This window comes from Streptomyces sp. NPDC001606, assembly GCF_053596835.1.
In genome coordinates, this window is the sequence record NZ_JBSFHC010000001.1 from 113,717 (window position 1) to 127,867 (window position 14,151).

The following is a 14,151-nucleotide window of genomic DNA, read 5'->3' on the forward strand; positions in this document are numbered from 1 at the left end:
AACCTTGGGGGTATCAAGTGCCGCGCAGAGAAAAGCCGTTGGAGGACGATGGCAGCGCACTGACCGGCTTCGCCGCCGAGCTGCGCCGGTTACGGGACGCGGCCGGCAAGCCCACCTACCGTCAGCTCGCGGCGGCGGCGCACTACTCGTCGACGACGCTCGCCGACGCGGCCGGTGGGAGGAAGCTGCCCACTTTGGAGGTCACGCTCGCCTTCGTCCGGGCGTGCGGCGGCGACGAGGAGGATTGGAAGGCGCGCTGGCACGAGGTCGCCGCGGGTCTGGCCTCCGCCTCGCCGCACGAAGAGGACGACGCGGGCCGGGAGCAGGACCGGCCGTGCCCCTATGTGGGGCTGTCGGCCTTCCAGCCGGAGGACGCGGACCGGTTCTTCGGGCGGGAGAGACTCACGGACGACCTGGTCGCGCGGGTCCGCGCAGCCCGGTTCGTCGCCGTGTTCGGGGCGTCGGGATCCGGTAAGTCCTCGCTGCTGCGCGCCGGTCTGATCCCTCGTCTGCGCGAGGGCGATACGGTCGGCGGTCCGGGCCTGCCGGTCCTGCTGTTCACCCCTGGCGCGCATCCGCTGGAGGAGTGTGCCGCCCGGCTCTCGGCCTTCGCCGGGGGCACGGCGTCTGCCCTGCACAGGGAGCTCGGCGCCGACTCCCGGTCCCTGCACCAGGCGGTCCTCCAGGGACTCGCCGGCGCGGACTGCCCCGACGACACGGATCTGCTGCTGGTCGTGGACCAGTTCGAAGAGATCTTCACCCTGTGCCGGAGCAAGGACGAACGGGACCGTTTCGTCAGCGCGTTGCTCACAGCGGCCCAGGCCGCCAACAGCCGTACCCGCGTGGTCATCGGTGTGCGGGCCGACTTCTACGCGAGCTGCTCCCAGCACCCCGAACTCGTGGCGGCTCTCCAGGACGCCCAGTTGCTGGTCGGCCCCATGTCCACGGAGGAGCTGCGCCGCGCCGTCAGCCAGCCGGCGGTCCGCTCCGAGTGCGCCGTGGAGACAGCCCTGCTGGCCCGGGTCGTGGCGGAGGCCACCGGAGAGCCGGGCGTCCTGCCGCTGGTCTCCCATGCCATGCGGGAGACCTGGCTGCGCCGTCGCGGCAACACGCTGACCCTGAGCGGTTACGAGGCCGCGGGCGGCATCCCGCACGCCCTGGCCAACACCGCCGAGGCCCTCTACGAGCAGATGACGGCCGAGCAGCGCCGGCTCACCCGCTCCGTGCTGCTGCGGATGGTGTCCCTCGGCGACGGAACCGACGACACCAAACGGCCCGTGTCGCGCGAGGACCTCGGCCCGGACACCGGCGCCGTGCTGGACCTGCTGGCCCAGGCGCGGCTGGTCACCCTGGACAGGGACAGCGCCGAAATCACTCACGAGGCGCTGCTGCACGCCTGGCCCAGGCTGCGCGGGTGGATCGACGAGGACCGGGCGGGTCTGCTGATGCACCAGCAGATCACCGAGGCGGCCGCCGTCTGGCAACGGCAGGGCCGCGACCCCGGTGCCCTGTACCGGGGCGGCGTGCTGGCCGCGGCGCGGCAATGGGCCGCCACCCGTGGCGACGGTCCGGCCGCCGGCCCCCGGGTGGAGGAGTTCCTCGCCGCGTCCATCCGGCACGCGGGCCGTGCGGCACGTCTGCGCCGCGCCGGAATCACCGCCGTGTGCGTGCTGGCCCTCGTCGCGTCCGTGGCCGCCGGAGTGGCGTTCAAGAAGACCGCGACCGCCCAGGCCGAACGGAACAACGCCATCGCCGGAGAGGTGCAGACCGAGGCCAGTCAGTTACGGCAGACCGATCCCTCGCTCGCCGCCCAACTGGACATCGCCGCCTACCGCATCCGTCCGCGGCCCGAGCTGCAAACCGACCTGATCAGCGCCGCCGGCGCCCCGGTGTCCAGGGTGCTGCCCGCGGGAACCGGCACCGTGTTCGCGGTCGCGTTCAGTCCCGACCACCGCACCCTCGCCGCCGGGGGCGCGGACGGGCGGATCCGGTTGTGGAACGTCGCGGACCCGACCCACCCGGTGCCGATCGGCCGCCCCGTCGACAGCCACAGCACGTGGGTCTACTGGCTTGCCTTCAGCCCCGACGGCCGCACCCTGGCGTCCGCCGGACGCGACCGCACGGTGCGGCTGTGGAACGTCACTCGGCCCACCCACCCCACTGCCTGGGGAGCGCCGCTGACCGGTCACAGCAGCTACGTCTTCTCCGTGGCCTTCAGCCGGGACGGGCACACGCTCGCCAGCGCGAGCGACGACGGTACGGTCCGGCTGTGGAACGTCGCGGACCCGGCGCACCCGCGGCTGCTCGGACACCCCCTCAAGGGACACGACCACGGTGCCGTCGCCTCGGCCGCGTTGAGCCCCGACGGGCACACGCTCGCCAGCGCCGGTCACGATCACACCATCCGGCTGTGGAACGTCACCGACCCCGCCAAGCCGGAGCGTCTGGGGCGGCTCACCGGCTTCCAGGACACCGTGTACTCCGTCGCCTTCAGCCCCGACGGCCGTCTCCTGGCCGGCGCGGGCAACGACCGCACCGTCCACCTGTGGAACGTCACCGACCCGGCCGCACCCGTCCCGCTCGGAAAGCCCCTGGCCGCGCACGACGACACGGTGTACGCGGTCGCCTTCAGCCCGGACGGGCGGGTCATGGCCACCGCCGGAGCCGACCACACCGTCCGCCTGTGGAACGTCATGGACCCGTCCGCACCCGTCCCGCTCGGGCAACCGCTCACCGGTCACACCGAATACATCTACTGGCTGGCGTTCAGCCCGGACGGGCACAGCCTCGCCTCGGCCGGCGCCGACCACACCGTCCGGCTCTGGAGGCTCCCGGACACCGTCATCCCGGACTCGAGCTACGTCAACACCGTGGCGTTCAGCCGGGTGCGGCACATCATGGCCAGCGGCAGCACGGACAGTACCGTCCGGTTGTGGGACGTCACCGACCCGTCACGGCCCACACCCCTCGGCCGCCCGCTGACCGGCCACACCAACGCTGTACGGAAACTGGCGTTCAGCCCCAGCGGGACGATCCTGGCCAGCGCCAGCCGGGACGGCACCATCCGGCTGTGGGACGTACGCGATCCCGCGCGCGCGAAGCTGCTGGGCAGTCCGCTCACCGGCCACCGGGGCGAGGTCAGCTCGGTCGCCTTCAGCCCGGACGGCCGGACGCTGGCGAGCGGAGGCAAGAGCGACCAGCAGGTCCGCTTGTGGGACGTCTCCCGTCCGGCGCACGCGGCCGGCATCGGTGAGCCGCTCACCGCGCACAAAGGAGCGGTCACCGCCCTGGCCTTCCGTCCGCAGGGACACGTACTGGCCACGGCCTCCGCGGACGACACCACCCGCCTGTGGGACGTGACCCGCCCTTACCGGCCTGTCCCGCTGGGCCATCCCCTCGCCGCCCGAAGCGGCGGTGCGTACGGCGTGGCGTTCAGCCCCGACGGCCGGACCCTGGCCACCGCCAACGTCGACCACACGGTGCGGCTGTGGAACGTCAGCGACCCCGCACGGCCGCTGGCCCTGGCCGAGCCCCTGCTCGGCCACACCAGCTTCGTGTACGGGGTCGCGTTCAGCCCGGACGGCCGCACTCTGGCCAGCAGCAGCGACGACCACACCCTGGCTCTGTGGAACGTCACCGATCCGGGCCACCCGTCCCAACTGGGCACCTCCCTCGTCGGCCACACCGCACCGATCGACGACGTGGCGTTCAGCCCGGACGGCCACACTCTCGCGAGCGCGAGCGACGACCACACCGTGCGGTTGTGGAACCTCGACGTCAGCCAGGCGATCCGCCGCCTGTGCGCCTCGACCGGCGCCGTCACCGCACGGCAGTGGCACCGGTACATGCCCGAACCGTCACTGGAGCAGCCCTGCCCATGACGCGCCCTGTACGGGCAGTGCACCGGCCCCACTCTCCTGACCTGCGGGTCTGAGTCGTCGTTGTCCGGCCCATGTTGTCCGGTGCCGGCTCACCGGCACCGGACAACGACGACGCGCTAGACCGGTTGCAGGTGCCGGCCGGCCGGGACGGCGGCAGCACCTGGCCGCACCGCAGAGGTTGTGGTTCCACACAGACACCGGGAGAGAACGAACATGACGATCATGAAGCGGCTGCCCGCCCGTGCCGGAGTGCTCATGGCCACGGCGGCGCTGGCGCTGGGCGCCGTGGCCGGACACGCGGAGGCCCGCAGCGCGGACATCTCCAGCTGGAACAGCAGGTCCGACTGCGACATCAAGAGCCCGTACGACCTCTGCCTGTACTACTCCCCCAACGCCAAGAACGCGGCGTACCGGACGAAGCTGCTCCAGGTCGGCGACCTGGGGACGAAGAGGTTCGGCGGCAGCGGGGCCGGCTCCGGCCAGCGGGTCCGCAACAACGCCGCCTCCGCGCAGAACGGCACGGTCTGCAACGTGGGCATCTGGTACTCGACGAACTTCCGCGGGGACTCCAACTGGCTGGCGCCCCACAAGGGCGGCAACCTCACGAGCTGGATGCGCAACAACGAGGCGTCCATCGCCGTCTCGGACCACACCCGCTGCCCCGGTCTCGGTCACTGAGCAGTCCCCAGACCTGTGAGCACGCGGTGCCCCGTCGGTGGGCGGGGCACCGCGTCCCCGACTTCCGAGGAAGCGATGGCCATGGCGTACGTCTCCGCACCCGCCCCCGCACAACCGGCACGGCATGTACGACGCGCACCGCGTCGATGGCTGCCACGACGCGTCGCACTCGCGGGCGGCGCGCTGGCGCTGGCGGCCCTGAGCGCCTGCTCCTCCCCGTCGGCCCAGCCGTCCCATCAGACTGCACCACCCGTGGTGGGCGCGATTCCGCGGATCGTCGGGGTGGAGCACCTCCATCTGCCCATCGAGCGTTACATGTTGACCCCGCGGCAGGCACTGGAATACGACGAGGCGGACGACGCGGCAGTACGGGCCTGCATGCGGCGGCTCTCCGTGCCGTACCCTGCGGCGGCCCGCCTCCCGGCAGGGTCGGCGGCGGAGCGTGAGGCGCTGGACGCGTACACCGTGCTGTACCGGCGGTACGGGCTCACCGACGCCGCGGAGGCTCGGACCTGGGGCTACCACACCCCCACCGCCGCATCCTCCGGGACCACGGCGGCGAAGGCCGCGAAGGTGGCGAAGCCCCGGTCCCTCTCGACGGCGGCCCGAGGTGTCCTCACGGGGGTGGACACCTCGGGCACGCCCCTCACCGCGTACCGTGGCCGGCCGGTCCCCAGGGGCGGATGCCTGGACGAGGCCGAGCGGCTGCTCGGCGCCGGGGGTTCGCAGGGTCCGGGCACCGATACGGACGGAATCGTCACCAGCATCAAGGCCGACGGCTTCGAACGGTCCATGTCCGATCCGCGGGTCACGAAGGTCTTCTCGGCATGGTCGGCGTGCATGACCTCCCGGGGCTTCAGGATGAGCACCCCCATGGACGAGGTGCCGTCGTCGAACGGTGCGACGCCGTCCCGCAGCGAGATCGCCCAGGCGCGGGCGGACGTCGCCTGCAAGGCGCGCACCAACCTCGTAGGAGTCTGGTTCGCGGTCGAGTCGGCCTACGAACTGGCCGCGATCGCAGAGCACCGCGCGGAGCTGGACCGGCTGGTGAAAGCCCGCGACGCCACGATCCGCGCGATCGCCCGGCTGTCGCACGGCGACGAGAACCAGTCATGAGGCCGCGGCGCGTTCGCTGAGGCTGTCGGCGCTCGCGACCCGGGGGCCCGTGGTGAAGGGGGACACCACGGGCCCCTTTCAGGCTTGCGCTTTCCGTTGCGGCAACTTCTACGGTCATGCGTGTGGCCGGAGAGACCGGCCCGGCGAAGGAGGCACCGGTCATGGCCTGGTCGATCGCGGAGGTGGCGCGGATGTCCAAGGTGACATCGCGGACGCTGCGGCACTACGACGAGATCGGGCTGCTGCCGCCTGCGTGGATCGGGAGCAACGGGCACCGCTACTACGAGGAGGCCGATCTGCTGCGGTTGCAGCAGATCCTGCTGATGCGGGAGCTGGGCCTGGGGCTGCGCGAGATCCAGGCGGTCCTGGACAGCCAGCTCGACCAGGTGGCCGTGCTCCGTGAGCACCACGCACGGCTGCTCGCGGAACGGGACCGGCTGGAGACGCTGGCCCGTACGGTCGGGCGCACCATCGCCGAACTGGAAGAAGGCAGAGGCAAGGACCATATGACCAAGATCAACAAGCCGGAGAACCTGTTCGAGGGGTTCCAGGCGCCCTCCGAGGCCGAGGCCGAGGTGCGGGAGCGGTGGCCGCAGGCGTGGGAGCAGTCCCGGCGGGCCGTCGAGGCGATGACCTCCGAGGACATGGAGAGCTGGCAGCGTGAGGTGACGGCGCAGATGATCCGTATGGCGGAGTTCATGGTGGCCGGCACGCCGGTGTCCGACCCTGCGGTACAGGCCGAGGTGGACGCCAACTACCGGGGCATCTGCCGGTTCTGGACCCCGTCCGCGGCCGCGTACAAGGGAGTGGGCCAGAGCTATGTCGACGACCCGCAGATGCGGGCGAACTTCGACAAGATCGCCGAGGGTCTCGCCGTCTACCAGCGCGATGCGATGACCGTGTACGCCGACACCCGGCTGAGCTGACCGCACGCGCGTACCTGGTGGGCCGACCACCCCGGCTGCCACGGTGCCGGCTGTTGACCCGCTGAGGACCGGGATGGCCTGACGTCGTCCTACGCCGCGGTGCCCGGCCCGGCTTCCCGTGGGTCCCCGAGTGGCCGGGTCAGCCCGTCGTCGTCGGCCACCCGGCGCCACGGTTCCGTCTCGTCCAGCTCCCAGTAGTCCCGGCAGTCATCACACCGGTACTCCGCGCTGCCCGCATCGGTCCTCAGCACGGCCCCGTGCGGGCAGCGACTGCCGTCCCCGCGGCCGGCGCACTCCTGTTCCCAGGTGTCCCCCATGGGATCGACCGTGCGGTGTGCCGACGGCAGCCAGACAGAGGGCGTGCAGGGCGCACAGGCGCTCACCATCGGCAACACACCCCAGAACGCCTCAACAGCCCCGCCAGGCGTCATCCGGCGGCAAAAAGGCACCAGGGCGTTCAGCTCTTCAGGTATGCCAGCACCGCCAGCACTCTGCGGTTCACCTCCGGAGAGGGATCCAGGCGGAGCTTTCCGAAGATCGCTGCTATGTGCTTCGCCACGGCGCTCTCGCTGATGTGGAGGGTGTGGGCGATGGAGGTGTTGGAGTGTCCCTCGGCCATGCCGGCGAGGACCTCGTGTTCGCGCGGGGTCAGTGAGTCGATGCGGCCGCGTTTCTCGCTGCGGGACAGAAGCTTGGCGATCACGGTGGGGTCCATGACCGTGCCGCCGGCGGCGACGGTGCGCAGGGCGTCGAGGAAGGTGGTGGTGTGGGTGACGCGGTCCTTGAGGAGGTAGCCGACGGCGCCCTCTCCCGAGGAGAGCAGCTCGTGGGCGTAGAGCTGGTCGAGGTACTGGGAGAGGATCAGCACCGGGAGGCCGGGGCGGACACGGCGGGCTTCCAGCGCCGCCTTCAAGCCCTCGTCCGTATGGGTCGGTGGCAGGCGTACGTCGATCAACGCGACGTCCAACTCGCGTTCCGTGAGGGCTCTCAGCAGTTCGGGACCGTTGTCCACCGAGGCGACGATCTCGCAGCCGTGTTCGTGCAGGATGCGTGTCAGGCCGTCGCGGAGGAGGAAGAGGTCTTCGGCGAGGACGACGCGCACGGTATCTCCAGGGTCGCGGTGGTCGGACCACCCGGCGGGCTGTGCAGGGCGAGCACGCCGTCGAAGATATCCAACCGCCGTCGTACTCCGGCCAGTCCGCTGCCACCGGCGGGGTCCGCACCGCCCCGGCCGTCGTCCATGACCGTGACGCGCAGGTGGGTGGTGTCGTGCGCCAGGATGATACGCACCCTCGTGGCCTCCGCGTGCTTGGCCGCATTGGCGAGGAGCTCAGAAACCGCGAAGTAGGCTGCCGCTTCGACCGGAGCGGGCAGGCGTGGCAGGGGCGGGCTCGCGGACACGTCCACGTCCAGGTGGCTGTCCAGGGCCATGGAGCGCACGGCGTCGGTGAGGCCCCGGTCGGTGAGGACCGGCGGGTGGATGCCGTGCACCAGGTCGCGCAGATCCTGGAGGGCGCGTTCGGAGGCGGCACGGACGTCCAGGAGCAGGGCACGGGCGGTCGCCGGGTCGGTGTCGAGCAGGCCGGTCGCCTGATCCAGGGTCAGCCCGAGAGCGACCAGGCGTGCTTGCGCACCGTCGTGCAGATCGCGTTCGATACGGGTGATCTCCGCCGCGTGCGCATCCAGGACGGTGGCCCTGTTGTCGGTGAGCCGCGCCACCCGCCGTGCCAACTCGGTCGTACGCGGCGCGGAGAGCAGACGGCGGCTCAGACGGCCGTGCAGGGCCAGGACGGGAACCGAAAGGCGCAGGCCGGCTGCTGCGAAGGCCAGGCCCAGCAGCAGTGCCGCCAGCGCCGTCGGCGTCGAGGTGACCGGTATGAAGGCGTACCAGTTGCCGTCGCCCAACTGCCGCCAGATAAGCGGCTGGACCAGGGCGCCGAACGCCCCGTACCCAATCAGTGTCGGCGGCACGGAGGCGAGCGGACCGCCCGTCAACGGCTCGAGCCAGGCCCACCGCAGATCGCGCCAGAAGCCGTCGTCGCCGAGGATCGCGGCACCGGTGCGATGTACCGGGCCGCGGTCGGGCAGGGGTTCGGGCGGGCTGAGGGGGCGGCCGCTCCAGTGGACGGTGCGCGTGCGGTGACGGTCGGCGACGCGGCGCAGGCAGGCGGCGGAGGGCGGCAGCAGCCGGAGGCCGAGGCCCACCGGCACGAGCAGCAGGGCGAGGCCCACCAGCAGCCCGGCGCCGGCCACCTCGAAACCCGACAACCCCGTCAGTTGGCATCGGCCCAGCGCGACCGCCTCGTCGCGCCAGGACCACGTCACCCGCACGCCCCCGCCTCCTCATTCCACCGCCGCGGGGACCGTCAGCGCCCTGCTGCCGAACACCCATGCCCCCGCCACCAGCGCGCACGCTACCCCGAAGAGCACCATCGGCGCCGTACGGCCCGTCTCCTCGTCCATGAACAGGAGCATCCCGAGGTTCACCAGGGCGTGGAAGGTACCTGCCAGGAGCAGCCGGGCCATGCCGCCCGTCGCCTCCAGGGCCAGGCCCAGGACGATGGACATCGCGATCGTGGCGAGCAGGAAACCCGCCGCGTACGCCGGGGCCTCGGTCAGTACCTGGACGTGCCACAGCCCCCACACCACGCCGACCGTGGCCGACGCGGTCAGCGCGCTGAACCTGGTGCGCAGCAACGGCTGTAGGTAGCAGCGCCAGCCGATCTCCTCACCGCACGCTCCGAGGAGTTGCGCCACGGCTATGAGCAGGAAGGAGTGGTGCAGTGTGCGCGGGTCGGTGGCGTGGGGCGCGCCCGTGAGCAGGGCGTAGGGGCCCGCCGACAGCAGGATGATCAGAAAGGGCGAGGCGAGCAGAGGCCAGGCGGAGGTCAACCGTGTCCGGGGCCCGGAGACCAGCGCCCGGGTGCCTGCCGGCCACAGCAGAGCCGCCAGCGCCACCGCCAGCGCCGGGCCGAACTGGGTGAGTTGCACCACCTCGGGAGGGATCCCCGTCGCCGGTTGCAGTGCCCCCAGCGCTCCGGCCGCCAGGAAGGCCACCGTCAGATAGACCGCTGTCCGTACGGTCGGGCCCTCACCCTGTCGCGTCGTCCCGGCCGTTCGCATCGTTCTTGTCGTCCGCATGACCTTCACGATGCCGGGCTGCCATGCGCCGCGGACTGTAGCTGGATACCGAAGACCGTGTACTTAGGTACACCCTTTCACCGCATCGACAGGGGAAGCGGAGCCCCGGAGCCGACCGGCCCGCTCTTCGACGGCCTGAACGAGTGCCACCCCGGGGCATGTGGTCAGACCGTCGGGTCCCAGAGCCCGCCCGCCTCGCCGCGGGCAAGGTGTTCGGCGTAGACGCCGACCTTCCAGGCGATGACAGAACGGCACTCCTCCAGCGCCTGGATCTGCGCCTCGACGCGCTGCTGATGTGCGTCGAGGAGCTCCAGCCGTTCCGCCTCATTGCCCGGGCCATGCCGTACCAGCTCGGCGAACCGTTTGAGGTCGGCCAGCGGCATGCCGGATTCACGCAGTTTGACGCAGATCAGCAGCCAGTCGACATCGGCGGTGGTGTACCGCCGCCGGCCGCCCGCGGTGCGCTGGACCGGTCCGACGAGCAGCCCTTCACGCTCGTAGAAGCGCAATGCATGCACACTGAGGCCGGTCCGCTCGGCCACCTCGCCGATGCTCAGTTGCTCCGCACGGGTTTCGACAGTCGCCATGCCGCCCAGCCTAGGACTTGATCTAGACCACGCTCTAGATTCTAGCGTCGTCGGCATGACCATCAGTGATCAGCAGCCGCTCGGCTCGCCCTTCTCCGCCACCAGCACCGCCGAGGACGTCCTCGCCGGCCTCGACCTGTCCGGCGCCACCGCCGTCGTGACCGGGGGCTACTCCGGACTCGGCCTGGAAACCACCCGAGGCCTGGCTGCCGCCGGGGCCCAGGTCATCGTTCCGGCACGCCGGCCCGGCCTCGCCCGCGCCGCTCTCGCAGACGTGGACGGCTGCGACGTCATCCCCATGGACCTGGCGGACCTCGCCAGCGTGCGCGCCGCCGCCGCACACATCAATGACTCCCTCAGCAAACTCGACTTGCTCATGGCCGTCGCAGGCGTCATGGCCACCCCTGAGCAACGCGTCGGGCCCGGCTGGGAAGGCCAGCTCGCCATCAACCACTTCGGACACTTCACCCTCGCCTGCGAGCTCTACCCTCTCCTGGCCGCCGCCGACGGTGCGCGGGTCGTCGTCAACAGCTCCGCCGGGCACGCCTTGACCGACATCCGCTGGCACGACCCGCACTTTTGCACCGGCTACGACAAGTGGCTGGCCTACGGTCAGGCGAAGACCGCCAACGCCCTGTTCGCCGTGCAGCTCGACGCCCTCGGACGCGACGACGGCGTCCGGACGTTCGCTCTCCACCCGGGCAAGATCATCACCGGGCTCCAGCGAGACATGACTCTCCAGGAACAGATCGAACGTGGATGGGTGGACGAGCACGGCAACGTGATCGGCGCCGACTTCAAGACACCCTCCCAGGGCGCCGCCACCGGCCTGTGGGCCGCCACCTCCCCGCTCCTCGGCAACCGAGGCGGCCTCTACCTCGAGGACTGCGACGTCGCCCGCGTTGCCGCCCCCGCCGCACCCATGGACGACGGCGGCGTCCGCGCCTACGCCATCGACCCGGAGGCAGCGGCACGGCTGTGGGGATTGTCCGTCGCGGCGACCGGCGCTACCCCGGTCACGCGCTAGCCGGGTCTCCGGCCCGGTGTCGCGTTCCGCGTCTCCAGTCAGCCCCCACATCAGCCTCTCAGAACACGGTCGAGCGCTGCCCGGCCTGCGGGTCCCCACGTCGGCTTGCCGCCAGGAAGGCCTTGGTCCCCGTTCTGGCCCATCAGCATGAGGAACAGGCTCTTCAGGGCGGCCAGCCCGCGGGCGCGCCGGATCGTCCCCTCGTCCGCCTGCGCGTACACATCGAAGAAGCGTGAGGTCGCGCCTGAGGGGAGGATGACCCATGCGGCGGCGAGGTCCCACGCCGGATCGCCGGCGAACAGGGAACCGAAATCGATCACGCCCGAGAGCATCCCGTCCGAGACGACGACATTCGCCGGATGCAGGTCGCCATGTACCCACACCGGCGGCCCCTCCCACTCGGGCGCCGCGACGGCGTCATCCCAGACGGCTCGGACATCGTCGGCGAGGTCGTCGGGGACGACGGCGTGGAAGAAGTGGTCGAAGCCGTCCGTGCACTGCTTGAGGTGGCCGCCGCGGTCTTCACTGATCGGCGCGTCAGCGGGTGCCTCCACGTGGAGTGCCGTGAGGAAGCCCGCCAGGGTGCCGGCCGCGTGGTCGCCGCGACTGATCGCAGAGCAGTCCAGCGGCTCGCCGGGAACCCACGTCATCACGGTCCAGTGCTTGGGGAAGCGCGCGGACGGTTCACCGAACCGCACCGGGGTCGGCACCGGGAGCGGCAGGCGCGGGGCCAGCACGGGCAGCCACCGCCGCTCCTTGAGCTGGAACTCCGGGGTGGGGTCCATGCGCTGCATGCGCACGGCCAACTCGTCCCCGAGACGCCACATTTGGTTGCCCCAGCCGCCCGCCACCTCGCGGATGGCGAGCCCCGCAAGGTCCGGATGCTGCTCCGTCAGCAGGTCGCGGACCAGGTCGGCGGTGATCTCGATCTCGGAGTCGGTCATGCAAAGCCACAGTACTGGGGCACGCCCGACCAATGACATCAGCCAACGACGTTGTGGAGGACGTCGGTGAGGGCACCGGCGTCGGCCGGGCTCAGTTCGAACACGACCCGACCGCCGCCTTCGACCGGTATGCGCATGACGATGATCTGCCCCTCCTGGGTGACCTCCAGTGGGCCGTCGCCCGTACGCGGCCTGATCCTGGCGCTGAAGCACGCAGTGGATTTACCGGTGTGGACCAGTTGCTGGAGCCCGTCGGTGAGCGCACTGGCCTCCTCCGGGGTCAGTACGAGCACGAACCGACCGCCGCCTTCAAGCGGTAGGCGCATCACGAAGCCCGATCCCTCCTTGGTGACCTCCAGCGGGCCGTCGCCCGTGCGCGGCCTGATAGCGGCGCGCGGCTGAGAGAATCCACCGCCGTTGAGGGTCAGCGCCTGCCTCCCGTTGCCCTCGGTCTTGACTGTGCACGTCCCCGCACCGGGTGCCGCGGTGGCGGCAGGCGCCAGGACCACCATGCTCCCCAGGACGAACGATGAGGCGACGAGCGAGATGACGGCGTTGCGCCAGATGCACCGGGCCATGGTGGGTGTCCTCCCTCGCGATGCGTGGAGGGCGCCGCGGAACACGGGGGCAAGTCACCGCGCCAGCTGTCCGGGACTGTCCCTCCAGCGACAACGGGATGTACGACTGTGACGCCGGACTGATGGGTAAGGCGCCGCTCCCCCATCCTCCACCTCCCCGCACCCGGTGTCGACCGGACGACCCTGGCCCGGTGAGCCGACCTGATGGCCAGGCTCGGCAGGTCGCCGCAGGGCGTGTTCGAGTCGTCCGGTTCCTCGCCTGCGGCGCCTTGGGACCACCGCCAGGACAGGCGGTGCGGAGGCTCGACTGTCTGGATTCGGGCGGGAATGACGCCGTGGACGCCGTGGTCGAAGACCAAGAGGCCGCCGGGGCGCAGGTGCATGGGTCCCGGCAAGCTTCGAGCACCCGCTTCGTACTAGCCATCACAGTCCAAGATCGGCAAGAATGTGCGCGGTTCAGACGTCCGCCGGATCACGCCGGCCGCCTCTGCACGTGCCTTCTGCACCATTCATTCCTCGGGGGAAAACGCATGTCCAGTGCTACTTCGCAGCCTCCTGCCCGAAAGCGGTCGACCGCCGCTGTCGGCTGGTTCCTCACCATCGCTCTCAACGTGGTCGCACCCATCCTCATCTACAACCAGTTGCACGACCACGGCTACAGCGAGTCCACCGCCATCCTCGTCTCCGGTCTCGGCCCGGTGCTGGACATCGTGATCTACCTCGCCTGGCACCGGCGGATCGACGAATTCGCCATCGTCTCACTGCTTTTCGTGGCGCTCACCCTCGTCATCTCGTTCATCGGACCCGACGACCCGCGGCTGCTGCTGGCCAAGGACTCCTTCGTGACCGGTCTGGTCGGCGTGGTGTACCTGGCCACGCTGGCCGCGCCGCGCCCGCTGATGTTCTACTTCGGCCGCAAGTTCGCCACGGACGGCACTCCGCAGATGATCGACTGGTGGAACGGCATGTGGCAGTACCCGGGGTTCCGGCGAGTGCAGCGCAATCTCACGATCGTCTGGGGCTTGGCGTTCATCGTGGAGGCGGTGCTGCGGATCGTGCTTGTGTACCGGCTGTCCCACAGCCAGATGGTGACCGTCAACAGTTTCCTGCCGTACGTCGTGATCGGCGTGCTGGTCTACTGGACGATGACCTACGCCCGGCGGGCGAGCGCCCGCGGCCGCGCCGCAACCGCAGCAGCCCAGGCCACCGCAACAGCGGGCGTCGACCATTCCGTCTGAGCCCAGCACCTGTTGAGCTGCCGCGACACACAACC

At 70.8% G+C, this 14,151-nt stretch carries 13 protein-coding genes and 1 pseudogene; 6 read left to right on the plus strand and 8 right to left on the minus strand.

All coding sequences use genetic code 11. The annotated features are described in order from the left end of the window. Positions 1 to 38: 38 nt before the first annotated feature. The 4 genes from ACWCV9_RS00575 (at position 39) to ACWCV9_RS00590 (ending at position 6,601) form a co-directional block, all read left to right on the plus strand. Positions 39 to 3,881 (plus strand): nSTAND1 domain-containing NTPase, encoded by a 3,843-nt coding sequence (locus ACWCV9_RS00575; RefSeq protein ID WP_450783390.1) that lies wholly within the window; start codon positions 39 to 41, stop codon positions 3,879 to 3,881. A 213-nt stretch (positions 3,882 to 4,094) separates the two neighbouring features. Next, positions 4,095 to 4,559, plus strand: a complete 465-nt coding sequence (locus ACWCV9_RS00580) for a hypothetical protein (RefSeq protein WP_450783391.1) — start codon at positions 4,095 to 4,097, stop codon at positions 4,557 to 4,559. 81 nt (positions 4,560 to 4,640) lie between these two features. Beyond that, a complete protein-coding gene (locus tag ACWCV9_RS00585) occupies positions 4,641 to 5,675 on the plus strand; it encodes a hypothetical protein (protein ID WP_450783392.1) in 1,035 nt (344 codons plus the stop codon). Between the two features lie 161 nt (positions 5,676 to 5,836). Next, complete coding sequence (locus tag ACWCV9_RS00590; RefSeq protein ID WP_450784211.1) at positions 5,837 to 6,601, plus strand: MerR family transcriptional regulator; 765 nt, start codon at positions 5,837 to 5,839, stop codon at positions 6,599 to 6,601. A gap of 89 nt (positions 6,602 to 6,690) precedes the next feature. Here ACWCV9_RS00590 and ACWCV9_RS00595 read toward each other — a convergent pair whose 3' ends face one another. The 5 genes from ACWCV9_RS00595 to ACWCV9_RS00615 all read right to left on the minus strand — a co-directional run bounded on the left by ACWCV9_RS00595 (position 6,691) and on the right by ACWCV9_RS00615 (position 10,329). Continuing rightward, positions 6,691 to 6,918: a hypothetical protein gene (locus ACWCV9_RS00595; protein ID WP_450783394.1), complete on the minus strand. Its 228-nt coding sequence runs from the start codon at positions 6,916 to 6,918 to the stop codon at positions 6,691 to 6,693. A gap of 140 nt (positions 6,919 to 7,058) precedes the next feature. Beyond that, the gene (locus ACWCV9_RS00600; RefSeq protein ID WP_450783395.1) at positions 7,059 to 7,703 is read right to left on the minus strand and encodes a response regulator; all 645 of its coding nucleotides are present in this window, start codon (positions 7,701 to 7,703) and stop codon (positions 7,059 to 7,061) included. Beyond that, positions 7,655 to 8,932 carry a sensor domain-containing protein gene (locus ACWCV9_RS00605; RefSeq protein ID WP_450783396.1) on the minus strand — a complete coding sequence of 426 codons (1,278 nt, stop codon included), beginning with the start codon at positions 8,930 to 8,932 and terminating at the stop codon, positions 7,655 to 7,657. The genes ACWCV9_RS00600 and ACWCV9_RS00605 overlap by 49 nt, the downstream gene beginning before the upstream one ends. Positions 8,933 to 8,944: 12 nt before the next feature. Beyond that, on the minus strand, positions 8,945 to 9,742 hold the full coding sequence (locus ACWCV9_RS00610; protein WP_450783397.1) for a CPBP family intramembrane glutamic endopeptidase: 798 nt from the start codon (positions 9,740 to 9,742) through the stop codon (positions 8,945 to 8,947). A 164-nt stretch (positions 9,743 to 9,906) separates the two neighbouring features. Next, entirely contained in the window at positions 9,907 to 10,329 is a 423-nt protein-coding gene (locus tag ACWCV9_RS00615) for a MerR family transcriptional regulator (protein ID WP_450783398.1), read from the minus strand. Positions 10,330 to 10,384: 55 nt separating this feature from the next. On the opposite strand from ACWCV9_RS00615, the gene ACWCV9_RS00620 reads away from it, so the two are divergent. Beyond that, positions 10,385 to 11,356 (plus strand): SDR family NAD(P)-dependent oxidoreductase, encoded by a 972-nt coding sequence (locus ACWCV9_RS00620; RefSeq protein ID WP_450783399.1) that lies wholly within the window; start codon positions 10,385 to 10,387, stop codon positions 11,354 to 11,356. 50 nt (positions 11,357 to 11,406) lie between these two features. On the opposite strand, the gene ACWCV9_RS00625 is transcribed toward ACWCV9_RS00620, so the two are convergent. From ACWCV9_RS00625 to ACWCV9_RS00635, 3 genes and pseudogenes are all read right to left on the minus strand, one after another. Beyond that, positions 11,407 to 12,300 carry an aminoglycoside phosphotransferase family protein gene (locus ACWCV9_RS00625; RefSeq protein ID WP_450783400.1) on the minus strand — a complete coding sequence of 298 codons (894 nt, stop codon included), beginning with the start codon at positions 12,298 to 12,300 and terminating at the stop codon, positions 11,407 to 11,409. A gap of 38 nt (positions 12,301 to 12,338) precedes the next feature. Further along, complete coding sequence (locus ACWCV9_RS00630) at positions 12,339 to 12,539, minus strand: DUF3117 domain-containing protein (protein ID WP_450784212.1); 201 nt, start codon at positions 12,537 to 12,539, stop codon at positions 12,339 to 12,341. Beyond that, positions 12,534 to 12,728 (minus strand): annotated as a pseudogene (locus ACWCV9_RS00635) (DUF3117 domain-containing protein); the annotation flags it as partial. The gene ACWCV9_RS00630 and the pseudogene ACWCV9_RS00635, both read right to left, overlap by 6 nt. 680 nt (positions 12,729 to 13,408) lie before the next feature. Between ACWCV9_RS00635 and ACWCV9_RS00640 the strand changes: the two are divergent. Beyond that, on the plus strand, positions 13,409 to 14,116 hold the full coding sequence (locus tag ACWCV9_RS00640) for a VC0807 family protein (protein WP_450783401.1): 708 nt from the start codon (positions 13,409 to 13,411) through the stop codon (positions 14,114 to 14,116). Positions 14,117 to 14,151 lie beyond the last annotated feature (35 nt).

Excerpts from the sequence above, each read along its gene's own strand:
- ACWCV9_RS00590 (WP_450784211.1), top strand. The coding sequence starts at position 5,837 with ATGGCCTGGTCGATCGCGGAGGTGGCGCGGATGTCCAAGGTGACATCG.
- ACWCV9_RS00620 (WP_450783399.1), top strand. The coding sequence starts at position 10,385 with ATGACCATCAGTGATCAGCAGCCGCTCGGCTCGCCCTTCTCCGCCACC.
- ACWCV9_RS00640 (WP_450783401.1), top strand. The coding sequence starts at position 13,409 with ATGTCCAGTGCTACTTCGCAGCCTCCTGCCCGAAAGCGGTCGACCGCC.
- ACWCV9_RS00615 (WP_450783398.1), bottom strand. The coding sequence starts at position 10,329 with ATGGCGACTGTCGAAACCCGTGCGGAGCAACTGAGCATCGGCGAGGTG.
- ACWCV9_RS00625 (WP_450783400.1), bottom strand. The coding sequence starts at position 12,300 with ATGACCGACTCCGAGATCGAGATCACCGCCGACCTGGTCCGCGACCTG.
- ACWCV9_RS00585 (WP_450783392.1), top strand. The coding sequence starts at position 4,641 with ATGGCGTACGTCTCCGCACCCGCCCCCGCACAACCGGCACGGCATGTA.
- ACWCV9_RS00595 (WP_450783394.1), bottom strand. The coding sequence starts at position 6,918 with ATGGGGGACACCTGGGAACAGGAGTGCGCCGGCCGCGGGGACGGCAGT.
- ACWCV9_RS00580 (WP_450783391.1), top strand. The coding sequence starts at position 4,095 with ATGACGATCATGAAGCGGCTGCCCGCCCGTGCCGGAGTGCTCATGGCC.
- ACWCV9_RS00610 (WP_450783397.1), bottom strand. The coding sequence starts at position 9,742 with ATGCGGACGACAAGAACGATGCGAACGGCCGGGACGACGCGACAGGGT.